General features: G+C 72.3%; 20 protein-coding genes and 5 pseudogenes. 15 read left to right on the top strand and 10 right to left on the bottom strand.

The features are described from left to right. The first annotated feature begins 28 nt into the window (after positions 1 to 28). Positions 29 to 2,434 carry a right-handed parallel beta-helix repeat-containing protein gene (locus tag AC0699_RS28550; protein WP_478665736.1) on the top strand — a complete coding sequence of 802 codons (2,406 nt, stop codon included), beginning with the start codon at positions 29 to 31 and terminating at the stop codon, positions 2,432 to 2,434. Here AC0699_RS28550 and AC0699_RS28545 read toward each other — a convergent pair. Further along, complete coding sequence (locus tag AC0699_RS28545) at positions 2,404 to 4,785, bottom strand: hypothetical protein (RefSeq protein ID WP_478665734.1); 2,382 nt, start codon at positions 4,783 to 4,785, stop codon at positions 2,404 to 2,406. The genes AC0699_RS28550 and AC0699_RS28545 overlap by 31 nt on opposite strands. A 181-nt stretch (positions 4,786 to 4,966) precedes the next feature. Here AC0699_RS28545 and AC0699_RS28540 point away from each other — a divergent pair, with 181 nt between their 5' ends. The 3 genes from AC0699_RS28540 to AC0699_RS28530 all read left to right on the top strand — a co-directional run bounded on the left by AC0699_RS28540 (position 4,967) and on the right by AC0699_RS28530 (position 6,814). After that, positions 4,967 to 5,803, top strand: a complete 837-nt coding sequence (locus tag AC0699_RS28540) for a DeoR/GlpR family DNA-binding transcription regulator (protein WP_478665731.1) — start codon at positions 4,967 to 4,969, stop codon at positions 5,801 to 5,803. After that, a complete protein-coding gene (locus AC0699_RS28535; protein WP_478665729.1) occupies positions 5,800 to 6,252 on the top strand; it encodes an SRPBCC family protein in 453 nt (150 codons plus the stop codon). Before AC0699_RS28540 ends, AC0699_RS28535 begins: the two co-directional genes overlap by 4 nt. 67 nt (positions 6,253 to 6,319) lie before the next feature. Continuing rightward, on the top strand, positions 6,320 to 6,814 hold the full coding sequence (locus AC0699_RS28530; RefSeq protein ID WP_478665726.1) for an SRPBCC family protein: 495 nt from the start codon (positions 6,320 to 6,322) through the stop codon (positions 6,812 to 6,814). A gap of 48 nt (positions 6,815 to 6,862) precedes the next feature. Here AC0699_RS28530 and cds1 read toward each other — a convergent pair whose 3' ends face one another. After that, positions 6,863 to 7,978: an L-cysteine desulfhydrase Cds1 gene (gene cds1 / locus AC0699_RS28525; RefSeq protein ID WP_478665724.1), complete on the bottom strand. Its 1,116-nt coding sequence runs from the start codon at positions 7,976 to 7,978 to the stop codon at positions 6,863 to 6,865. Positions 7,979 to 8,163: 185 nt separating this feature from the next. On the opposite strand from cds1, the gene AC0699_RS28520 reads away from it, so the two are divergent. Together AC0699_RS28520 and AC0699_RS28515 are read left to right on the top strand one after the other, a co-directional pair. Continuing rightward, on the top strand, positions 8,164 to 8,481 hold the full coding sequence (locus AC0699_RS28520) for a hypothetical protein (RefSeq protein WP_478665722.1): 318 nt from the start codon (positions 8,164 to 8,166) through the stop codon (positions 8,479 to 8,481). 185 nt (positions 8,482 to 8,666) lie between these two features. Next, positions 8,667 to 9,191, top strand: a complete 525-nt coding sequence (locus AC0699_RS28515; RefSeq protein WP_478665719.1) for an ATP-binding protein — start codon at positions 8,667 to 8,669, stop codon at positions 9,189 to 9,191. 191 nt (positions 9,192 to 9,382) lie between these two features. Here AC0699_RS28515 and AC0699_RS28510 read toward each other — a convergent pair whose 3' ends face one another. Continuing rightward, a complete protein-coding gene (locus AC0699_RS28510) occupies positions 9,383 to 9,967 on the bottom strand; it encodes a TetR/AcrR family transcriptional regulator (RefSeq protein WP_478665717.1) in 585 nt (194 codons plus the stop codon). Positions 9,968 to 10,050: 83 nt separating this feature from the next. Here AC0699_RS28510 and AC0699_RS28505 point away from each other — a divergent pair, with 83 nt between their 5' ends. Then, on the top strand, positions 10,051 to 10,854 hold the full coding sequence (locus AC0699_RS28505) for an SDR family NAD(P)-dependent oxidoreductase (RefSeq protein ID WP_478665714.1): 804 nt from the start codon (positions 10,051 to 10,053) through the stop codon (positions 10,852 to 10,854). Positions 10,855 to 10,875: 21 nt separating this feature from the next. On the opposite strand, the gene AC0699_RS28500 is transcribed toward AC0699_RS28505, so the two are convergent. Continuing rightward, positions 10,876 to 11,019 (bottom strand): hypothetical protein, encoded by a 144-nt coding sequence (locus AC0699_RS28500; protein ID WP_478665713.1) that lies wholly within the window; start codon positions 11,017 to 11,019, stop codon positions 10,876 to 10,878. After that, positions 11,016 to 11,294 carry an SHOCT domain-containing protein gene (locus tag AC0699_RS28495; protein ID WP_478665711.1) on the bottom strand — a complete coding sequence of 93 codons (279 nt, stop codon included), beginning with the start codon at positions 11,292 to 11,294 and terminating at the stop codon, positions 11,016 to 11,018. Before AC0699_RS28495 ends, AC0699_RS28500 begins: the two co-directional genes overlap by 4 nt. Before the next feature lie 133 nt (positions 11,295 to 11,427). Here AC0699_RS28495 and AC0699_RS28490 point away from each other — a divergent pair. The 4 genes and pseudogenes from AC0699_RS28490 to AC0699_RS28475 form a co-directional block, all read left to right on the top strand. Next, positions 11,428 to 11,820, top strand: a pseudogene (locus tag AC0699_RS28490) (TetR family transcriptional regulator C-terminal domain-containing protein); the annotation flags it as partial. Between the two features lie 13 nt (positions 11,821 to 11,833). Beyond that, the gene (locus AC0699_RS28485) at positions 11,834 to 12,415 is read left to right on the top strand and encodes a DUF4865 family protein (RefSeq protein ID WP_478665708.1); all 582 of its coding nucleotides are present in this window, start codon (positions 11,834 to 11,836) and stop codon (positions 12,413 to 12,415) included. Continuing rightward, positions 12,409 to 12,567 (top strand): annotated as a pseudogene (locus AC0699_RS28480) (phosphotriesterase family protein); the annotation flags it as partial. The gene AC0699_RS28485 and the pseudogene AC0699_RS28480, both read left to right, overlap by 7 nt. Before the next feature lie 8 nt (positions 12,568 to 12,575). After that, entirely contained in the window at positions 12,576 to 12,869 is a 294-nt protein-coding gene (locus tag AC0699_RS28475; RefSeq protein WP_478665874.1) for a hypothetical protein, read from the top strand. Here the strand turns inward: AC0699_RS28475 and AC0699_RS28470 are convergent. Both AC0699_RS28470 and AC0699_RS28465 read right to left on the bottom strand, forming a co-directional pair. Then, a complete protein-coding gene (locus AC0699_RS28470) occupies positions 12,847 to 13,629 on the bottom strand; it encodes an SAM-dependent methyltransferase (protein WP_478665706.1) in 783 nt (260 codons plus the stop codon). The genes AC0699_RS28475 and AC0699_RS28470 overlap by 23 nt on opposite strands. 279 nt (positions 13,630 to 13,908) lie before the next feature. Further along, positions 13,909 to 15,135: an ROK family protein gene (locus AC0699_RS28465; RefSeq protein WP_478665704.1), complete on the bottom strand. Its 1,227-nt coding sequence runs from the start codon at positions 15,133 to 15,135 to the stop codon at positions 13,909 to 13,911. Between the two features lie 203 nt (positions 15,136 to 15,338). On the opposite strand from AC0699_RS28465, the gene AC0699_RS28460 reads away from it, so the two are divergent. The 3 genes and pseudogenes from AC0699_RS28460 to AC0699_RS28450 all read left to right on the top strand — a co-directional run bounded on the left by AC0699_RS28460 (position 15,339) and on the right by AC0699_RS28450 (position 17,529). Further along, entirely contained in the window at positions 15,339 to 16,583 is a 1,245-nt protein-coding gene (locus tag AC0699_RS28460) for an MFS transporter (protein ID WP_478665702.1), read from the top strand. Between the two features lie 12 nt (positions 16,584 to 16,595). Next, positions 16,596 to 16,727: pseudogene (locus tag AC0699_RS28455) on the top strand (SCO4225 family membrane protein); the annotation flags it as partial. A gap of 61 nt (positions 16,728 to 16,788) precedes the next feature. Next, on the top strand, positions 16,789 to 17,529 hold the full coding sequence (locus tag AC0699_RS28450) for a maleylpyruvate isomerase family mycothiol-dependent enzyme (RefSeq protein ID WP_478665699.1): 741 nt from the start codon (positions 16,789 to 16,791) through the stop codon (positions 17,527 to 17,529). A gap of 25 nt (positions 17,530 to 17,554) precedes the next feature. Here AC0699_RS28450 and AC0699_RS28445 read toward each other — a convergent pair whose 3' ends face one another. After that, a complete protein-coding gene (locus AC0699_RS28445) occupies positions 17,555 to 17,956 on the bottom strand; it encodes a MarR family winged helix-turn-helix transcriptional regulator (protein WP_478665697.1) in 402 nt (133 codons plus the stop codon). Between the two features lie 87 nt (positions 17,957 to 18,043). Between AC0699_RS28445 and AC0699_RS28440 the strand changes: the two are divergent. Then, positions 18,044 to 18,385: pseudogene (locus tag AC0699_RS28440) on the top strand (MFS transporter); the annotation flags it as partial. Here the strand turns inward: AC0699_RS28440 and AC0699_RS28435 are convergent. Then, positions 18,382 to 18,933: pseudogene (locus tag AC0699_RS28435) on the bottom strand (response regulator); the annotation flags it as partial. The pseudogenes AC0699_RS28440 and AC0699_RS28435 sit on opposite strands and share 4 nt — an antisense overlap. Further along, positions 18,930 to 20,177 carry a sensor histidine kinase gene (locus AC0699_RS28430; protein WP_478665694.1) on the bottom strand — a complete coding sequence of 416 codons (1,248 nt, stop codon included), beginning with the start codon at positions 20,175 to 20,177 and terminating at the stop codon, positions 18,930 to 18,932. The gene AC0699_RS28430 and the pseudogene AC0699_RS28435, both read right to left, overlap by 4 nt. Positions 20,178 to 20,217 lie beyond the last annotated feature (40 nt).

Below are 20,217 nucleotides of genomic sequence, written 5' to 3'. Positions count from 1 at the left end.
ACGCACGAGGTGGGGGCAGAGCAGCACCATGGCACAGGGCACGGTCCAGGTGACGCACACCGGCACATCGCGGTGGCGGCGCCGCACAGGCGAGTACGCCTCCCTCGCCGCAGCCCTGGAGGCCGCAGGCGACGGTGACATCCTCACCGTCGCGCCCGGGACCTACCGGGAGAACCTCGTGGTGCAGCGCGCGGTGACGCTGCGCGGACCCGAGGGCTCGGTCGGCTCGGTGCGGATCGCCCCGACCGAGGGGGTGCCGCTGACGGTGCGGGCCGCGGCGACCGTGCAGGACCTGCATGTCGAGGGGCAGGACGCGGCGGCGCCCGCGCTGCTCGTCGAGGACGGCACACCGGAGCTCACGGATCTCCGGATCGTGACCCGCTCGGCAGCGGGAATCGAGGTGCGCGGTGCGGCCCGGCCGACGATGCGGCGCTGCACCGTCGACAATCCGGCCGGGGTGGGTATCGCCGTACTGGACGGCGCGGGCGGCGTGTTCGAGGAGTGCGAGGTCGTCGCGGCGGGACAGGCCGGGGTTTCGGTGCGCGGTGGGGCGCATCCGCGTCTCGAGCGCTGCCGGGTGCACCATGCCTCGGGCTCCGGGCTGAGCGTCACCGGCGAGGCCAGTGCGCTGGAGGCGCTCGGCTGCGAGGTGTACGAGATCAAGGGCACGGGTGTGCAGATCGCCTCGCGCGCGTCGGCGCATCTGACGGACTCGCAGGTGCACCGCACCTCGTCGGACGGCATCACGCTCGACACGGACGCGGTGCTCACCCTCTCCGACTGCGACATCCACGACGTTCCCGAGAACGCGGTGGATCTGCGGTCCCGTTCGGTGCTCACGCTCACCCGGTCGACCGTGCGGCGGTTCGGCCGCAACGGTCTGTCGGTGTGGGATCCGGGCACTCGTGTGGACGCCAACCAGTGCGAGATCCACGACAGCACAGGTGACTACCCGGCGGTCTGGGTCAGCGACGGCGCGACCGCCGTTCTCGACTCCTGCCGGGTGCACGACGTCCCGGACGCCCTGTTCGTCCTCGACCGCGGTTCGCGCGCCGACGTGGTCGACAGCGATCTGTCCCAGGTGCGCAACACGGCGGTGTCGGTCAGCGACGGCGCGACCGCCCAGCTCGACGACTGCCGTATCCGGGAGGCGTCCACGGGCGCCTGGTTCCGCGACCACGGCAGCGGGGGCACGCTCAACAACTGCACCGTCGACGGGGTGCAGACGGGCGTCATCGTGACCAAGGGCGCCGACCCGACGATCGAGCGGTGCACGGTGACATCGCCCGCGGAGGCCGGGTTCTACGTGTCGGCCGAGGGCCGCGGCACGTTCCACGGCTGCCGGGTCACGGGCAGCGGCGGCTACGGCTTCCATGTGATGGACGGCTGCCGTACGACGCTGACGCGCTGCCGCACCGAGCGATGCGCCCGCGGGGGTTACGAGTTCCCCGGGGACGGCACCGTCGTGGAGGAGTGCACGAGCGACGAGAGCGCTGTGCGTGCCGTGCCCGCGCAGACCCCGGCGGTGGTCACCGCCACTCAGTCGCCCGGGCTCCTCGCCATGATCCCCGGGCAGCGCGCCGGCGAGCCCGCCACCGTACCCGGCCCCGCGGTGCCACCCACGCGGACCTCGGACGCGCTCCTCGGTGAACTGGACGGGCTGGTGGGCCTGGAGAGCGTCAAGCGCGAGGTCCGTACGCTCACCAACATGATCGAGGTCGGCAGACGACGCCAGGAGGCGGGCCTCAAGGCGGCGTCGGTCCGCCGGCATCTGGTCTTCACCGGCTCCCCCGGCACGGGCAAGACGACGGTGGCCCGGCTGTACGGCGAGATCCTGGCCTCGCTCGGGGTGCTGGAGCGCGGGCATCTCGTCGAGGTCTCCCGGGTGGACCTGGTCGGCGAGCACATCGGCTCCACCGCCATCCGTACGCAGGAGGCGTTCGACCGGGCGCGCGGCGGGGTGCTGTTCATCGACGAGGCGTATGCCCTCTCCCCCGAGGACTCGGGGCGGGACTTCGGCCGCGAGGCCATCGACACCCTGGTGAAGCTGATGGAGGACCACCGGGACGCGGTGGTGGTGATCGTCGCCGGTTACACGGCGGAGATGGAGCGGTTCCTGTCCGTCAATCCCGGTGTGGCGTCCCGTTTCTCACGGACCATCACCTTCAGCGACTACGTGCCGGACGAACTGCTGCGGATCGTGGAGCAGCAGGCCGAGGAGCACGAGTACCGGCTGGGCGAGGGGACGGCCGAGGCGCTGCGAAAGTACTTCACGGCGCTGCCCAAGGGGCCCGCGTTCGGCAACGGCCGGACCGCGCGCCAGACGTTCGAGTCGATGGTGGAGCGGCACGCGAGCCGGGTCGCCGTGCTCGCCGAGGCGAGCACGGACGACCTGACGCTGCTCTATCCGGAGGATCTGCCCGAACTGCCCTGAGTACGGACGGCTTCGGACCGCTGGCGGGGCAGCGGAGGCGGCAGCCGGTCGAGCAGTTCCTCTCGCTCCTCCGCGAAGGCCGGATCGGCCTGGTAGTCGGAGTGTCCGAGGATCGGCTCCGGCAGCGGATGCGTGTCCGTACGCCCGTACACCACGGGGTCCTTGAGCGCGTCCCGGTCCACCTGGGGCTTTCCGGCCTCGGCGGGGAGCCCCACCGGACCGCCGATCGGGTCGGTGTGCCGCCACAGATTGCGCCAGCAGTGCAGCTCCTGGTGGAGCGCGCGCAGCGGAACGGGTCCGAAGTAGGCGGGAAACCAGCGGCCGTAGAGCCGCTCCAGCGGTGAGCCGTACGTGAGCAGGGCGACCCGGCGGCGGGTGGCGACGGGAAGCTGCCAGACCGCTGCGGCCGCCAGCACACTGCCCTGCGAGTGACCGGAGATGACGAGCCGTCCGCCGGTGCCGGCGGTCCAGGACGCCATCCGCCAGGTGAGGTCGGGGACGGCCCGCTCGGCGTAGCAGGGCGGGGCGAACGGGTGGGCCGCGCGCGGCCAGAACGTACCGACGTCCCAGAGAATGCCGATGGTGCGGCGGGCCGAGGCGTCCCGGTACGCGCGCCGGCCCCAGGTGACGAAGAGCAGGAAGCCGAGCCCGATCAGCCAGGAGCCGAGGGTCTGGGCGACGTCCGCCGCGGCCTCCACCGCCGGGTGGGCCCGGTCGAAGGCTTCGGCCGGCACCTCGCCGCTCACCCAGGCACCGGCGACCGCACCCGCGCCGAGCAGCAGGGTCGCCGCGCAGATGATGCCGATGACGGTGGGGGCCGCGTCGGTCAGTGCAGCCCGCGCCCGGGTGCCGGCGATCCGGCGGGTACGGACGCTGTCGGGCCGCTCCTGCGGGTAGTCCTCCTCGACCCGGCGGGCGAGGAACCGCGCGGCGCGCCAGGTCCGTACGCCGAGGACCGCGAGCGGGACGAGCAGCAGGAGCAGCAGGACGGGGATGACGGACGACTGCCAGCTGAGCAGCACCGGGGGACCGGTGATCGGTCCCTGCCCCGTTCCGGGAGTGCCGGGGCCGTCCAGCCAGTCGGCGACGCTCTGGGCGACTCCGCCGGTCATGACGCCCCCCAGCGCACAGGCGAGCAGGGCGACGGCCGGGCCGCCCAGTCCGTACATGGCGGTGCGGGCGTGCCGGACACGGCGGAACAGGACGTGCGCGGCGATCGCGAGGGCGACCACGAGGGCTCCCTGGGCCAGGGTGATGACACGGAAGGCGGTGTCGCCCGGGAGGGTGCCGCGGGAGAGCCAGCCGGGCCGCGACCACGAGGCATACAGCATCGACAGGGCGAGCAGTACGAGGGAGGCGCCGGGCAGCCAGCTGACGACGGCGCGGTCGACGCGATTGTCGAGGACGTTCTCGCTGCGTCCGCGGCGGAAGACGACCGCGACGACGAAGATGCCCGTGACGGCGAGCACCGACTCCAGGGCCCAGCCCATGACTTCGAGCGCCGGGACGTCCGCTCCGCGGTCGTGCCGCGCGGCCGCGCCGGCGACGGCGGCCGCGATGACGAGAAAGCCCGCGGCGGTGTGCGCGGCCCGCAGCCGTGCGACGAGCCGCCGCCCGTACCAGAATCCGGGCCGTCCGAGCGCGGGCCGGGCCGGCTCCTCGTCCGGCTGCGGCGTCGCGTGAGCGGCCTCGGGCTGCCCGGCCGTCGTGGTGCCCGGCGGTCGCTGGGCCTCGTACGCGTTCCAGGTGCGGTTGGACAGGTACCAGAGCAGGCCCACCAGCGCGGCTGGGAGAAGGGCCGCCACGGAGAGACGGCGGCCGGGCTGGGACCACCAGCCGTCGCCCGCGGCGGACAGGAAGCCGATCCAGGAGCTGTCCGCCGAGCAGCGTGCCGAGCCGGCGCACTGCCAGGCCGTGAGGTCGAGGGCGACCTCGCAGGCGGTGGCGGTGAGCAGGACGGTGAGGCTCAGCGCGACGAGCCGGACCAGCATCCCGTACAGGCGCACCGTCCTCGCCGGGCCCTTGGTCGTCGGCCGCATCCAGTGGGCCAGGTTGACGACCATGAAGGGCAGGAGCAGCAGCCAGAGCGCCCTCGCACCGTTGCCGGAGGTGAGGTTGGACCAGCAGTAGGCCTCCGGGACCGGTCCGTCCTGGTGGCGTTCGGGGTGCTGCTCGGCTTCGGCGTCGTCGCTGCGCCGGTACACGGCGGCGGTCCCGTCACCGGTGATCCGGACCGTACGCGGGTCGCCGAGCATGTCCTGCGGGGTGGCCCCGCCGACGCCATGGACCAACAGCTCCAGCGCGGCGCCGCCGCCGCTCTGCGGGACCGGATCCGGTGAGGCAGGGGACACTTCTGTGACTCGCTCTCTGGTGGGAGGATCTACGGCGCTGGACCAGAATCCCGGATCACGGCGTCTGCCGCAGGGCTCTCACGGAATCTCCCCGCGCCCGGTGCGAACGGACCGTGGCAGGATGAGAAACCTTGGTGAACAGCGGTGACGCGACGGCACGACGAAAGGACCGACCCCGGCGGTGAGCGACAATCAGAACCTCCTCGCGGAGCAGCGGCGAGCCCTGATCCTCGACGAGGTACGGCGGCGCGGCGGCGTACGGGTCAATGAGCTGACCCGCAGGCTGAACGTCTCCGACATGACCGTGCGCCGGGATCTGGACGCCCTCGCCCGGCAGGGCGTGATCGAGAAGGTGCACGGCGGTGCGGTGCCGGTGGCCGACGCGAGTACCCACGAGCCGGGCTTCGAAGCCAAGTCCTCACTGGAGCTGAGTGCGAAGGAGGACATCGCGCGGGCGGCCGCGGTGATGGCGATGCCCGGCAGCGCGATCGCTCTTTCGGGCGGCACCACGACCTACGCTCTGGCGCAGCACCTCGTCGACGTCCCCGACCTGACGGTGGTGACGAACTCGGTCCGGGTCGCCGATGTGTTCCACGCGGCGCAGCAGGCGGGCGCGGCGAGCGGCCAGCGGACCGCGGCGGCGACGGTGGTCCTCACCGGTGGTGTGCGGACGCCGTCGGACTCGCTCGTCGGGCCGGTCGCGGATCAGGCGATCCGCTCCCTCCACTTCGATGTGCTGTTCCTCGGGGTGCACGGCATCTCGGTCGAGGCGGGACTGTCCACGCCGAACCTGGCGGAGGCGGAGACCAACCGCCGGTTCATGCGCTCGGCGCGCCGGGTGGTGGTCGTGGCCGACCACACCAAGTGGGGGACGGTGGGGCTGAGTTCGTTCGCGCGGCTGGAGGACGTCGACACGCTGGTGACGGACGCGGGGCTGCCGCCGGAGGCACGCGAGGAGATCGCGGAGCATCTGCCGCATCTGGTGGTGGCGGGCGAACCGGCCGAGCCTGCGGAGTGACCGCCTTCCGGATCGGCCGTACGACGCCGCTGCCGGCCGGGGAGGCCTGGCTGCGGCTCACCGACTGGCCCGCCCACGCCGCGCAGGTGCCTCTGACCCGGATCTCGGTGCTGACTCCGGGCCCCACGGCCGAGGGCACCCTGCTCGTCGCGCATACGGGTGTGGGGCCCGTGGGCTTCGACGATCCGATGGAGGTCGTGTGCTGGGAGCCGCCGGAGTACGGGCGGCCGGGGCACTGCCGACTGGAGAAGCACGGCCGGACCGTCCTGGGCTGGGCCGAGATCGGTGTGCGGCAGACGCCTGGCGGGACGCGCGTGACGTGGGTTGAGGACCTGCGGGTGCGGGGGGTGCCGGGAGTGTTCGACCCGGTACTGGCCATGGCGGGCCGGCATGTTTTCGGCCGGGCCGTGGACGGTCTGCTGGCCGGGGCACCGGGATCCGCACGATAGTGCCCATCTGACGGCCCGCCAGCTATCGTGTGCGGGCCCCTGCCCTGCTGCCCGGAGGTTACGGTTCATGGTTCACCGATTGAGGCCCGTGGAACTCGACTTCGTCGATTCCGCACCGCTGCGCCTCGTCTTCGCGGCCGAACTGCGTGCCGAGCCGTCGGCCGTGTACCGCGCGCTCGCCGAGGATGTCGAGGGCTGGCCCGCCTGGTTCACGGCGGTGACCTCGGCGCGGCCGACCGGCGGGGGCGCGGGCCGGGAGGTCCGGTTGCGCGGTGGCACGCGCTTCCAGGAGACGATCATGAGCGCGGAGCCGGGCTCGCGGTACGCGTACCGCGTCGACGAGACCAACGCGCCGGGCGTGCGGGCGATGCTGGAGGAGTGGCGGCTCACGCCGACCCTGTCCGGGACCCGGGTGCAGTGGACCATGGCGGCGGCCGGGGCCGCCCCGTTCCGGCTGGCCCTGCGTCTGGGGCGCCCCGGTGTCGGCCGCGCGTTCCGGGACGCCGTACGCAATCTCGACCGGCGGCTCGGTCCTGTCCGGTCGGCCGGGCCGGATCAGTGAGCCAGGCAAGACCGGCCGGACACGACCTGGTGGCGGCGTCGGCCCGAGTCAGTCCGGCCACACGCCGGTGGCGAGGAACCGCTCGATCGCCGCGGCGTACGGGGCGATGTCAAGGCCCTGTCCGGCCAGCCAGTCGTCCGAGTAGTACTTGTCCAGATAGCGGTCGCCCGGGTCGCAGATCAGCGTGACCACGCTGCCCTTCTCCCCCGCTGCCACCATCTCCGCTACGATTTTCAGGGCGCTCCACAGCCCCGTGCCGGTGGAGCCGCCCGCCTTGCGGCCGATGGCCAGCTCCAGGGCGCGTACGGCGGCGACGGTCGCCGCGTCCGGCACCTTCATCATCCGGTCGATGGCCCCGGGCACGAAGCTCGGCTCCATGCGCGGCCGGCCGATGCCTTCTATGCGCGAGCCGCAGTCGCTGGTGGCGAGCGGATCGCCCTGGGTCCAGCCGTCGAAGAAACAGGAGTTCTCCGGGTCGGGGACACAGATCCTGGTGTCGTACTGCATGTAGTGGACGTAGCGGGCGATGGTCGCCGACGTGCCGCCGGTACCCGCGGTGGCGACGATCCACGCGGGTTCCGGGTAGCGCTCCAACTTCAGCTGCTGGTAGATCGATTCCGCGATGTTGTTGTTGCCGCGCCAGTCGGTGGCCCGCTCGGCGTAGGTGAACTGGTCCATGTAGTGGCCGCCGGTCTGCGCGGCGAGGGCGGCGGACTCCTCGTACATCTTCCGCGAGTCGTCCACGAAGTGGCACTGTCCGCCGTGGAATTCGATCAGCCGGCACTTCTCGGCACTGGTGGTGCGCGGCATCACGGCGATGAACGGCACTCCGATGAGCTTGGCGAAGTACGCCTCGGAGACGGCGGTCGAGCCGCTGGAGGCCTCGATGACGGGCTTGCCCGGCCTGATCCAGCCGTTGCAGAGCCCGTAGAGGAACAGCGAACGCGCCAGGCGGTGCTTGAGGCTGCCGGTGGGATGCGTGGACTCGTCCTTGAGGTAGAGGTCGATCCCCCACTGCTCGGGCAGGGGGAAGCGCAGCAGGTGGGTGTCGGCCGAGCGGTTCGCGTCGGCGTGCACCTTGCGTACGGCCTCTTTCAGCCAGGCCCGGTACGCCGGATCGCTGCGGTCCACATCAACAGTGGCCAACGCTTCGTAGGTGCTCATGCGCCCCGCTCCTCACTCTGGGAAACCTCTCCCCACTGCCAACAATAAGCCCCTCACCTGCACAAACGTTGACTTTGGGGTTCCATAGGGCTGCCTTGTGGGAGCGTTCGGGCATGCGCCCTGGTGTCCGTGCGGTTGCATGGGCAGACTGAGGTGCAGGAGCACGTGCGAAGGGGGCGGCGGCCATGTCAGAGCCGGAGTTCAACGCCATGGGTGTGCGGATCGAGCGGTGGCCCCGCTCGCTCACCAAGGCCGGTCAGGTCGTCATCGAGGACGGCAGGCTCGCGCTGCTGACGAGCTATGGGCGGGTGATCGACAGCGCGCCCGTGCGGGCGGTACGGGCCGGCAGGCCCTGGTTCGCGGGCGGTGACAGCACGGTGGCGACGGTCAACGGCACGCGCTACCGGCTGCACATGGGCGGGCCGGACCACGGGCCGGAGCGCAGTGCGCTGACGGGCCGGTTCCTGGAGGCACTGCGCAGGGCCGGCGCCGGCCACGGCTGATGGTGCCGCGAGGGGCGCCTGTGCGCGGAGTTGCGAAGTCGTCACTCCTGGTTCACGCTTGACTACATCACTCAGGGTTGACCGGCGGTGACACTGTGACCCAGCCCGCCGGCACAGACAGCAGGCAGCCAACTGCTGGATCCGATCCTTCGTCTTCTTCCGGACCTATTCGGGGAGTCGCAGCCGTGATCAGCGAGGCAAGCAGGCATTGCACGGTGGAGCTCCAGGCTTTGCCGTCGCGGATCGGTCAGGTCCGCAGAATCGTGTCGGCGCAGCTGCGCTACTGGCATCTCGATCCCTTGATCGACCAGGCAGCGCTCGGCGTCACGGAATTGCTGACCAATGTCCACCGGCACGCTCAGCCGGACAAGCTGTGCACCGTCGAGATCGAGCTGCTCCTCGACCGGCTCACCGTCAAGGTGCACGACCACGATCCACGGATTCCGACGCTCGGCACGGCCGGACCGCTGGAGACCACCGGGCGCGGACTCGCAATGATCGACGCGGTGTGCGAGAGCTGGGGCGTCCTGCCCAAGGGCGACGCGGGCAAGGTCGTCTGGTTCTCGCTCCCGGCGTCGCTACCGGTGGCAGCCCCGCCGCCGTACTCGGTCGCTTCGGTGTGCGGGGCGGCAGCGGCGGACGAACCCTTCGCGGTCGTCGGGGCCGAGCCGCGCGAGCATGCCACGGTCCGGTCGGCCCTGGCGACCTGACCGGTCGACAGGAGGGTGCCGGACAACGGCGGGGCGCCGCCGGCGCGTCGAGCGTGAACGTCCCGTAGATGTCCTCGTCCCGATTCAACGCCTGGTGAACCTCACGCAGTTGAAGACGGTCCTGCTCAGGTGAACCTTGCGCCTTGTGGCTTCACCTTGCGCGGGGCCTGCGCAGTGCCGGGATCAGCGCCTCAGCTGCGTCCCCGCACCGCTGCGAGGCACTGGTCGTAGAGGTCCGACAGATCGAGTCGCCCGTCGTGTCCGGCCCAGAGCTCGGTTGCCGTGTCGACGCAGGCGAAGACCGTCGCGACGATCGCCTTGGCGCGGGGGTCGGGGGCCGGGCTGGGGCCGGTGCCCAGCCGCGCCTGGATGACCGGGACGAGTTCGGCCTGCCAGCGCAGTCGCTTTTCGATGTAGCGGGCGTGCAGCGAGGGGGTGTCGAAAATGAGGCGGGACAGCTCCAGCACCCGCTCAGGAGTGTGGTTGGCGGTCAGGATGACCTCGAATCCGGCGCGCAGGGCATCCCAGGCGGACGCCTCGGCCGGCTGCTGCTCGACGGTCTGCTTGAGCAGTTCGCCCAGCGCCTCCTGGTCCCCGCAGACCAGGTCTTCCTTGGTGCCGAAGTAGCGGAACAGGGAGCGCTGCGAGATCCCCGCCTCTCGCGCGATCTGCGCGATCGTCGTCTGCTCGTAACCCTGCTCGGCGAACAGTCGAACCGCCGTATCCAGGATCGCCTGGGCGGCCACCTGCCGCGAACGGTCCCACAAAGTCGTCATGGACCTCAGGCTACCCCCTCTGGACAGCGACCGCCTAGATGGCATTAACTGCCAGAAAGGCAGCGACTGAAAGAAGGACAGCCATGACAGCCGTCGACTACCGCGGACAGACCACACTGATCACCGGCGCCAGCGCAGGCCTCGGCGCCGAGTTCGCCCGCCAGCTCGCTGCCCGCGGCTCCCACCTGGTGCTGGTGGCCCGCCGCAAGGAACGCCTGGAGGAGCTGGCCGCCGAGCTGCGTGCACACCACCGGATCCAGGCCCACGTGGTCCCGATGGACCTGGCCGCGGACAGCCCCGGGCAGGCGCTGGCCGCGCAGGTGGAACGGCTCGGCCTGCACGTCACCAGCGTGATCAACAACGCCGGGTTCGCCACCTTCGGCCCCTTCCACCAGGCGGATCCGGCACGGATGCGCCGGGAGATCGCCGTCGACGTGACCGCGGTGGCCGACATCAGCCGCGCCTTCGTCGAGCAGCTGCGGGCGGCGGGGCGTGGGGTACTGATCAACGTGGCGAGCATGGCCGCCTACCAGCCCAACCCGCGCATGGCGCTCTACGGGGCGACCAAGGCGTTCGTGCTGAGCCTCACCGAGGCGCTGTGGGAGGAGTCGCGCGGCACCGGCCTGCGGGTGCTGGCCCTGTCTCCCGGCGCCACCCGGACCGAGTTCTTCGACGTCGTGGGCACCACGCAGGCCGCCGGAGGGACCAGGCTCGCCTCGCCCGTCGATGTCGTCCGCACGGCGCTGGCCGCCCTGGACCGCAGGAACCCCCCGCCCAGCGTCATCGCAGGACGCATGAACCGGGCGATGGCCTCTCTCGCCCGCCGCCTGGCCACCCGACGGCAGGTCATCCGGGTCATCGGCCGGCTCACCGCCGAGGGGGCATGACGACGGGCGGGAAAGCCACCGTCATGGGTGGCGAAGGCCGCTGTCGGGATCCGGCCGGCAGGCCGACCTGACTTCGGTGTCGCCCACGCCGTAGACCTCGACGGCGTCCACGACGCGGGCGGCGGTGCGGGGGGAGATGGCGGCGGCCGCGGTCGCCTTCGTCACACCGCACCGCCCTTGGATTGCGGTCCGAACTGCTCGTCCAGGACGGACAGTCGGCGCCAGTACTCGTCCTCGTCGATCTCACCGGCGGCGAACCGTCGGCCGAGCACGGCGATCGGTGACGGCTCACCATGCAGGGCGCGATGCTGCCAGGGACCGGGCCGACCGAGCCGCCCGTTGCGGCGCAGGAGGGTGATGCCGCCGAAGATCACGGCTGCCCAGATCAGCGGAAAGAACAGGACCCATGGACCGGGTCCGTCGTAGGCCAGGGTGTTCATCTCGGTCAGCTCCTCTGTGGTGACGTCTCGTGCGATTCGAGAGTCGCGCCGAGAGGGGGTCCGGGTCGTCGTACGGCCAGCGGCACTGCGGATACCACCCGGGGAGTACGCGGCGCCTTCGCGCCTGCTTCCGATGCGCGCCGCCGCCGAGGTGCCGCTCGGCGGCCCCGCACCGGCGTACGAGCGCATCTCGGCTTACCTGCTGCGCGAGCGCGATGTCCTGCGTGGCTGTCCTGTCGGGCGGCTGACGATGGACCCGGACGTCATCGCCAGTGACGAGTTGCGCGCGCCGGTCGACGAGACGCTCGACTGGCTGCGGGAGCGGCTCGAGGGAATCGTCGAAGAGGGCCAGGAGCGGGGCGAGTTCAGCACCTCGCTGGTCCCGGGCGAGATCGCGGCGCTGATCGTCGCGACGGTGCAGGGCGGCTATGTGCTCGCGCGGGCGTCCGGTTCGACGGCCGCCTTCGATACGGGTGTGCGGGGCCTGCTCGCCCTGCTCGCGCCCGGCAACTCGTCCGACCGGTAAAGGAGTCAGGCCCGTGCATGCCATGCACTACGCGATCACTCTGCCCGCCGACTACGACATGGAGATCATCCGCAGGCGCGTCGCCACGAAGGGACATCTCCTCGACGACTTTCCCGGCCTCGGCCTCAAGGCGTATCTGATGCGCGAGCACGCCGACGGCTCGGCGGTGAACCAGTACGCACCGTTCTACCTGTGGACGACGCCCGAGGGGATGAACTCCTTCCTCCGGGGGCCCGGTTTCCAGGGAGTCGTGAACGACTTCGGGCGGCCGCAGGTGCGGCACTGGGCGGGTCTCGCATACGGAGAGGGCTCGGCCGCCGCGGCCGCCCCACGAACCGCCACGCGCCACAGGGTGCGCCTCGGGGACGACGAGCAGCCCGCCGGAGCGGTGGAGCGAGCACTGGAAGCACACCACGAACTCGTGGACACCGAGGGCGTGGTGGCGGCCGCGGTGGCCATCGATCCCGGGCACTGGGAGCTGGTCCACTTCACGCCCTGGGCGGACGGTTCCCCGGTGGGACACGGCGAGCCCTTCCAGGTGCTCCATGTGTCCGCGCCGCACCGCGCCGCGCTCACCCGCGGCGGACGGTGGTGAGTGCGGTCCGCACGGTCCTCGGCGACGTGGCGTCCGAGCAGCTGGGCATCTGCGACGCCCACGACCATCTCTTCCTGCGCAGCCCGCAGCTGCCGGGGCGGGAACCCGACGATCCGGAGGCCGCCGCGGGCGAGTTGGCCGCCTGCGCCGCCCTGGTCAGTTGCCGGAATCGCTGGCCGCACTCGCCGATGCCGGGTTCGGCGATCAGTTGCTGCTGGGCGGCGACACGGTCGTCCGGTCCACGCCGGGCATGCCGCATCTGCTGCGCCGGCTGCCGCCGAGGCTCGAACTCACCCTGGGCGGCGCGTTCGTGGAGCGGATCCTCATGGTGAACGCGGCTCGCGCGTTCGGCTGCCCGGCGCCCAAGGACCCCGCGCCGCCGGCGACCCGTGACTGCGGACCGCCGGCCGCCGGGGCACCCGGACCCGGCCTCAGCCGACCGGGATCAGAGTGAGGTAGACGAGGCCCAGCACTCCTCGGTAGCCGCGCAGCCAGCTGGCCCGGTGACGGTCCACACGGTCCCGGGTCTCGGCGGCCGACGGGTGGCCGTCGTGCGTGGCGAGCCACTCCTCCAGGCCGGCGAGGTAGCCGGACTCGAAGTGCTCCCACTCCTCCTCGGTCGCCGTCTCGATCCACTCGATACGGAATCCGGCGGCCGTGGCCGCCTCGGTGAGGTCGGCGAGGGGAAGGTGCTCGTCGGCACGGGCGTCCGGCCACATGGCGGCGAGTTCCTCCGGGGTGGGGGTGCGCTGCCAGAAGCCCTCGCCGAAGAGCACCCGTCCGCCCGGGGTGACCAGTGAGCGCAGTGCCTTGAGCGCGGAGGTGGTGACGGTCAGGGTCCCGCCCCCGACTGCGGCCTCCGGGTCGAGCAGTGCCTGCCCGGAACCCACGCACAGGACGACGTCGGCCGGCCCGCGGCTGGTGCCGGTGGCGGACTCCTCGACGAACTCGACGCGCCCGCCGAGCCCACGCGCGGCAGCGCCCCGGCGTCCACGCGCGAGATCCTCGCCGTTGAGATCGATCCCCACGCCCTTCGCGCCCGGCGCCGCCTCGAGCACCCGCAGCATCAACTCGCCCCAGCCGCAGCCGATGTCGAGGACCGTGGCCGGTTCCTGACGGACGAGCCGCGCGACAAGCTGTGCGGCCCGGGCCTCGGAGAGAGGCCCGTGGAAGGTGAGGCGGGTGAGCCGGGGCGGAAGATCGGTGTCAGCCATGGCCAGGAACGTTACGTCAGGCGTGCCGTTCGCACACCCGGATTCCGTGCTTCGGCTGCCCCGTTCATTGCCTCGGTGCCCCTTCCCTGCCTCGGCTGCCCGTTCCCTGCCTCAGTGCCCCTTCGCTGCCTCAGTGCCCGCTCCCTGCCTCGGCTGCCGTTGCCCGGACGGACTCCTGGCGGGACCCGTCGCGAACCCGGCAGGCCGGCCCGATGGTTGATCGGGCGCGCTCCGAAGCCGGCCTCGCCGGTCGTCGACGTGTCCGGTATTCGCGTGCGTTCAGGACACTCGCCGGGGCAGCACGCTCAGCGGATCGTCCAGCACCGGCTGCCATGCCAGCTCCGCCGCGCCCACGAGGCTGTTGTGGTCGAGGGTGCACGGCAGGATCGGGACGCCGCCGCTGCGGCCCCAGAGGCTGCGGTCGGCGACCACCGCGCGCAGTCGTTCCGGGTCCGCGTCGAGGAGTTCGCGGTGGAGGCCGCCGAGGATGATGCGGTCCGGGTTGAGGATGTTCACCAGACCCGCGAGGCCGAGGCCGAGGCGGTCGACGAGTTCCTCGGCCGCCGCCCGTACCGATGGGTCGTCGTACTCCGTACGGAGCAGGTCGCGGGACTGCTGGAGCAGGGACACCTCGGGGCCCGGGTCGCGGCCGGCGGCGGTGAGGAAGGCCAGGGGGTCGGCCTCGACGTCGAGGCAGCCGCGGCTGCCGCAGTAGCAGGGGCGGCCCTCGGGATTGACGGTGAGATGGCCGACTTCCAGGGCGAGGCCGGAGCTGCCCGTGTGCAGCCGGCCGTCGAGGACGAGCGCGCCGCCGACGCCGCGGTGTCCGGTGGCGACGCAGAGCAGGTGCTGGGCGCCGCGGCCGGCGCCGTGCCGGTGTTCGGCGAGGGCGGCGAGATTGACATCGTTGCCGGTGAAAGCAGGTCCCGTGATGCCTGCGGCGCGGACGCGTTCGGCGAAGATGTCGCGGACGGGGGCGCCCGCGGGCCACGCCAGATGCAGCGGGTTCAGCGCGGTGCCCTCGGGCTCGGCCACGGCGGAGGGGACGGCGAGCCCGGCGCCGACGCACCGCCTCCCGCCGGCGCGCAGCAGCGCCGCACCGGCCTCGACGACCTCGCCGAGGACCTGGGCCGGGTCGGCGGAGACCGTCACACAGCCGGGGGCGGTCGCGGCGATCGTGCCGCCGAGCCCGACGAGCGCGGCCCGGAATCCGTCGGCGTGCACCTGGGCGGCGAGCACGACGGGGCCGGTGTCGTCCACGGCGAGCCGGTGCGAGGGGCGGCCCTGGGAACCGGCGGCGGCGCCCGGCCGGGAGTCGACGCGGATCAGACCGAGCGCTTCGAGTTCGGCGGCGACGGCGCCCGCGGTGGCGCGTGTGACGCCCAGCTCGGCGGTGAGTACGGCCCGGGTGGGCGCCCGGCCCGTGTGTACCAGTTCCAGTGCGGGCCCGAGTGCGCCGCGGCCTCTCTCCAGCCTCGTCCGGGTGCTCGTCTCCTTGCCGTTCATGGGGGCGAGTCTCCCATGATCCCGGAGGTGAGCGGGCGGTCCGGTGGCGGGTGACCGATTCGCACGCGCCCAGCAGGCCCGGCGCGTGCGTACGTACCCGCGGAGGGCGAGTCACGGTGACGGGCCCGGAGGGTGCGTGAGGGCGCTCGTGGTGTTGTCCCGCGCGGTTGTACCGGTGGGCACCGGGGCCCTATGCTGACTTTGTGCCGCTACTAAACAAACTACGGACGGCCGCTACGGGGGGCCACGGCGGAGAACCCGCCACCCGCTCCCTGACCCGCCTCCGCATCGCGCTGACCGTCTTCTTCGCGCTCGACGGGTTTCTCTTCGCCGGCTGGGTGGTCCGCATCCCCGCCATCAAGCAGCAGACCGGCGCCTCGGCCGGTGATCTGGGACTCGCGCTCCTGGGGGTGTCGGCCGGCGCGGTCGTGACGATGACCCTCACAGGGCGGCTGTGCCGGCGCTTCGGGAGCCATCCCGTGACCGTCGCCGCCGGGGCCCTGATGTCGCTGGGCATCGCACTCCCCGCACAGACCCATTCGGCGCTCGCACTCGGCCTCGTACTGCTGGTGTTCGGCGTCGCGTACGGCGGGATCAACGTGGCCATGAACAGCGCCGCCGTGGATCTGGTCGCGGCACTGCGGCGGCCGGTCATGCCGAGCTTCCACGCCGCGTTCAGCCTCGGTGGCATGATCGGCGCCGGTCTCGGCGGACTGGTCGCCGCGGGCCTCTCCCCCGCCACGCATCTCTTCGCACTCACCTGCGTCGGGCTGCTGCTGACCGCCGCGGCCGGCCCTGAACTGCTGCGTCACCCCTCACCCGCGGCTCCCGAGCGGACCGGCGCGTCGACGGCCCGGCCGGCCCGCCCGACCGGACGTACCCGCCGGCTCGTCACCCTCTTCGGCGTGATCGCGCTGTGCACGGCGTACGGCGAGGGGGCACTGGCCGACTGGGGGGCGCTGCACCTGGAACAGGACCTGGACGCGCACCCGGGCATCGCGGCCGCCGGGTACTCGCTCTTCGCGCTCTTCATGACGGTGGGCCGGCTCTCGGGCACGACCTTGCTGGAACGGCTCGGCCAGACGCGGACGCTGGTCGCGGGCGGCGCAACCGCCTCGGCGGGCATGCTGCTCGGCGCGCTGGCACCGACGGTATGGCTCGCACTGCTCGGCTTCGCCGTGACCGGTCTCGGGCTGGCGAACATCTTCCCGGTGGCCGTGGCCCGCGCGGGCTCCCTGGCCGGGCCGGGGGGCGTGGCCGCCGCGTCCACACTGGGCTACGGCGGGATGCTCGTCGGACCGCCCGCCATCGGCTTCCTCGCCGACTGGTTCTCCCTGCCCTTGGCCCTGACGACGGTGGCGGCGCTGGCCGCCGCGGCCGCCCTGATCGGCTACTCGGCCCGGCGGAGCCCGGCGGCGGCACCGGACGCGCAGCCACGGGACGAGTAGCCGTACTCAGGCGTGCGTTCGACTCTTCTGTCCGGCCGACTGCTCGGCGACACCGTGGCCGACTCCTCGTGGTTCTTCTGGACGGCGCCGGCCCTGTCGGTGCTGATCCAGGCGTTCGTACTCGGCTGGTTCGTGCGCACGCTGCGCGGCAAACGGCACTCCGCACACCCCCCACGGCACCTGACTGCGCTGGCACAATGCCCGCATGGAGACCGCCGAGCTGATCAAGTGTCTCGTCCAGGAGGGCCAGTTGCTGGCCGCCGCCGCCGACGAGGCGGGCCCGGACGCACCTGTGCCCACCTGCCCGGGATGGCAGATCAGGGACCTCCTGCGGCACACCGGCATGGTGCACCGCTGGGCGACGGCGTTCGTGGCCGAGGGGCACACGACGTACCACCCGGACTCGGGCGAGCCGGACCTGGACGGGGACGAGCTGCTGGAGTGGTTCCGGGACGGCCACGGGCTGCTGGTCGGGGCGCTGACCGAGGCCCCTGACGATCTCGACTGCTGGAGCTTCCTGCCCGCGCCCTCGCCGCTGGCCTTCTGGGCGCGGCGCCAGACGCAGGAGACCGCCGTGCACCGCGTGGACGCCGAGTCCGCGCTCGGCGAGCCCGGCCCCGTACCCACCCGGCTCGCGGCGGACGGCATCGACGAGCTGCTGTGCGCCTTCCACGCCCGCTCCAGGAGCCGTGTCCGGACGGACTCGCCGCGGACCCTGCGGGTACGGGCCACGGACACGGACGACGTCTGGACCGTACGGCTGTCCCAGGAGCCGCCGCGCACCCAGCGCACGGGAGCAGGGCCGGCGGACTGCGAGCTGAGCGGCCCCGCCGGGCGGCTCCACCTCGCGCTGTGGAACCGGCTGCCGCTCGATGCCGTGACCGTCACGGGCGACGCGGAACTCGCACGGCTGTGGCGCGAGAACTCCGCGATCACCTGGTCCTGAGCCGCGTCCAACCCGGCCGGGGCAGTCAGCCGGCGGGGTTCGCCAGCATCCGGGAGAGCACCGCCCGCTGCAGCGGCTGCACCTCCGCATGGCGCTCGCGTCCCTTGGCCGTGAGCTCCACCCGCACCCCGCGCCGGTCCTCGCTGCACATCACGCGGGTCACCAGACCGTCCTTCTCCAGCCGCGCCACGAGGCGCGAGAGCGCGCTCTGACTCAGATGCACCCGGGATGCCAGCTCCTGCACGCGGCAGGACGAGCCGTCGTCCTCCGCGGTGCACTCGGCGAGCACATCAAGAACCTCGAAGTCGCTCGCACCCAGCCCGTGCTGATGGAGCTCCCGGTCCAGCTCGCACATCGTGCGCGCGTGCAGCGCGAGGACGCCCCGCCATTCCTCCACGAGCGCGCGCTCGGACTTCTTCGCCGCCATGACCGCACGTTAGCAGAAAAGGCCCACATTGTTGCACCGGCATTAAATGCGTTTGCATTCAATGCATGCGCATGTAGCGTGCTGCCCATGACCTCTCCGCTCAATGTCCCCGCATCACAGGAGCGCTGGACACCGCGGCTTTGGGGCACCCTCCTGGTGCTCTGCGCAGCGATGTTCCTCGACGCCCTCGACGTGTCGATGGTCGGCGTCGCCCTGCCGTCCATCGCCACCGACCTCGGCCTGTCCACCTCGACCCTGCAGTGGATCGTCAGCGGCTACATCCTCGGCTACGGCGGGCTGCTGCTGCTCGGCGGCCGCGCGGCCGACCTGCTGGGCAGGCGCCGGGTCTTCCTGGTCGCCCTCGCCGTGTTCGCGCTGGCCTCCCTGCTGGGCGGGCTCGTCGACTCCGGACCACTGCTCATCGCGAGCGGGCTGACCACGAGCCGGCGGGCGATCTCCTCGTTGGACAGGCCGATGCCGACCAGGGCCATCACCTCCCGTTCCCGGTCGGTGAGTCCGGCGAGTCCCTCGGCCTCGGCGGGCCCCTTGGAGCGGGCGGCGAACTCGGCGATGAGCCGGCGCGTCACCCCCGGCGACAGCAGCGCGTCGCCCTCGACCACCGCCCGTACCGCGCGCAGCAGTTCCTCCGGCTCGGTGTCCTTCACCAGGAACCCGCCGGCTCCGGCCCGGATCGCCTCGAAGACGTACTCGTCCAGCTCGAAGGTGGTCAGCATGACGATCTTCACGCCGTCCAGCGACTCGTCACCGGTGATCCGCCGGGTGGCGGCGAGCCCGTCGAGCCGGGGCATACGGATGTCCATCAGGACCACGTCGGGCTTCAGTTCGCGAACCCGGAGCAGCGCCTCCTCGCCGTCCGCGGCCTCCCCCACGACCTCGATGTCCGGCTGGGCGTCGAGCAGCGCCCGGAAGCCGGCCCGCACCAGCGACTGGTCGTCGGCGAGCAGTACCCGGATCACGGTGTCTCCTTCGGCTCGATCGGCAGGCCGGCGTGCACGCGGAACCCGCCGTCCGGGCGCGCGCCCGCCTCGATCGTGCCACCGAGCGCGGCGGCCCGCTCCCGCATCCCGATGAGTCCACGACCGCTGCCGCCCTGATCGTCGCCGGTGGCGGGCCCGTCGTCGTCGATCCGCAGATCGAGCCGGCCGCGCGCGTAACCGATCCTGACCCGTGCCGTACGGGACCCCGAGTGCCGCACCACATTGGTCAACGCCTCCTGCACGATCCGGAAGGCGGCGAGATCGGCACCGGGCGGGAGCGGGGTCCTGGTGCCCTCGGTGGTGACCTCCACGGTGAGTCCGGCACCTGCGGCCTGCTCGACGAGTTCGGGGAGCCGGTCGAGTCCGGGCGCGGGGGCGCGAGGCGCGTCACCCGGGGTCCGGAGGGTGTCCAGGACCTGCCGTACCTCGCCGAGCGCCTCCTTGCTGGCCGCCTTGATGGTGGTGAGGGCGGTCCGGGCCTGTTCGGGGTCGGAGTCCAGCAACGCGAGGCCCACCCCGGCCTGCACATTGATGACGGAGATGGAGTGGGCGAGCACGTCGTGGAGTTCGCGGGCGATTCGGAGCCGCTCCTCGTCGGCGCGGCGCCGCTCCGCCGCCGCGCGTTCGGCGCGTTCGCGGACCCACTGCTCTTTGCGTACCCGGGCCAGCTCGGCGAGGGCGAGGACGGCGACGAGCACGGCGCCGCTGACCAGTTCCTCGCCCCAGGGCGCCGGTCCGTCGCCGCGCGGTGGGAGATACGGGTAGAGCCAGTGGCCGAGGAGGAGATGGCCGACCCAGAACAGGCCGACGGCCACCCATGCCGCGTGCCGGTGCCCGGCGACGACGGCCGAGAACACTCCGACGGCGACGGTGAGCAGGACCGGCCCGTACGGATATCCCGCGCCGAGGTAGACCAGCGCGGTCGCCGCTGCCCCGGAGAGCGCGACGACCGGGTGCTTGCGGCGCGTCAGCAGAAAGGCGGGCCCGGCGAGCAGCAGCACCCGCGCGAACGCGTCGAGCGGCTCCCGGTCCTGGCTCTTCGCCGCGAACCCACTGCCGATCATCACGAAGACGGCGAGCATCAGGGTGGAGCGCCAGGGCACCCGGTGCTCCGCCCACCGGTCCGGGCCGTGCCGCCACCACGGCGGACCGCTGTCCCCCCACGGCGGTCCGCCGTGCATCCAAGGCGGACCGCTGTGAGGGCGGGTGCGCTGCTCGTCCATACCGGTCACGCTAGACCTGGCCGGTCCGCGTCGGCGTCAG

The sequence above is a fragment of the Streptomyces sp. NPDC043870 genome, assembly GCF_056435785.1.
The sequence above is the reverse complement of the archived record's forward strand: the minus strand, read 5'-3'. Positions and strand labels throughout refer to the sequence as shown.

Bases quoted from the DNA above. Each gene is read 5' to 3' on its own strand.
- AC0699_RS28550 (WP_478665736.1), top strand. From the start codon at position 29: ATGGCACAGGGCACGGTCCAGGTGACGCACACCGGCACATCGCGGTGG.
- AC0699_RS28530 (WP_478665726.1), top strand. From the start codon at position 6,320: ATGGTTCACCGATTGAGGCCCGTGGAACTCGACTTCGTCGATTCCGCA.
- cds1 (WP_478665724.1), bottom strand. From the start codon at position 7,978: ATGAGCACCTACGAAGCGTTGGCCACTGTTGATGTGGACCGCAGCGAT.
- AC0699_RS28520 (WP_478665722.1), top strand. From the start codon at position 8,164: ATGTCAGAGCCGGAGTTCAACGCCATGGGTGTGCGGATCGAGCGGTGG.
- AC0699_RS28510 (WP_478665717.1), bottom strand. From the start codon at position 9,967: ATGACGACTTTGTGGGACCGTTCGCGGCAGGTGGCCGCCCAGGCGATC.
- AC0699_RS28505 (WP_478665714.1), top strand. From the start codon at position 10,051: ATGACAGCCGTCGACTACCGCGGACAGACCACACTGATCACCGGCGCC.
- AC0699_RS28495 (WP_478665711.1), bottom strand. From the start codon at position 11,294: ATGAACACCCTGGCCTACGACGGACCCGGTCCATGGGTCCTGTTCTTT.
- AC0699_RS28470 (WP_478665706.1), bottom strand. From the start codon at position 13,629: ATGGCTGACACCGATCTTCCGCCCCGGCTCACCCGCCTCACCTTCCAC.
- AC0699_RS28465 (WP_478665704.1), bottom strand. From the start codon at position 15,135: ATGAACGGCAAGGAGACGAGCACCCGGACGAGGCTGGAGAGAGGCCGC.
- AC0699_RS28450 (WP_478665699.1), top strand. From the start codon at position 16,789: ATGGAGACCGCCGAGCTGATCAAGTGTCTCGTCCAGGAGGGCCAGTTG.
- AC0699_RS28445 (WP_478665697.1), bottom strand. From the start codon at position 17,956: ATGGCGGCGAAGAAGTCCGAGCGCGCGCTCGTGGAGGAATGGCGGGGC.
- AC0699_RS28430 (WP_478665694.1), bottom strand. From the start codon at position 20,177: ATGGACGAGCAGCGCACCCGCCCTCACAGCGGTCCGCCTTGGATGCAC.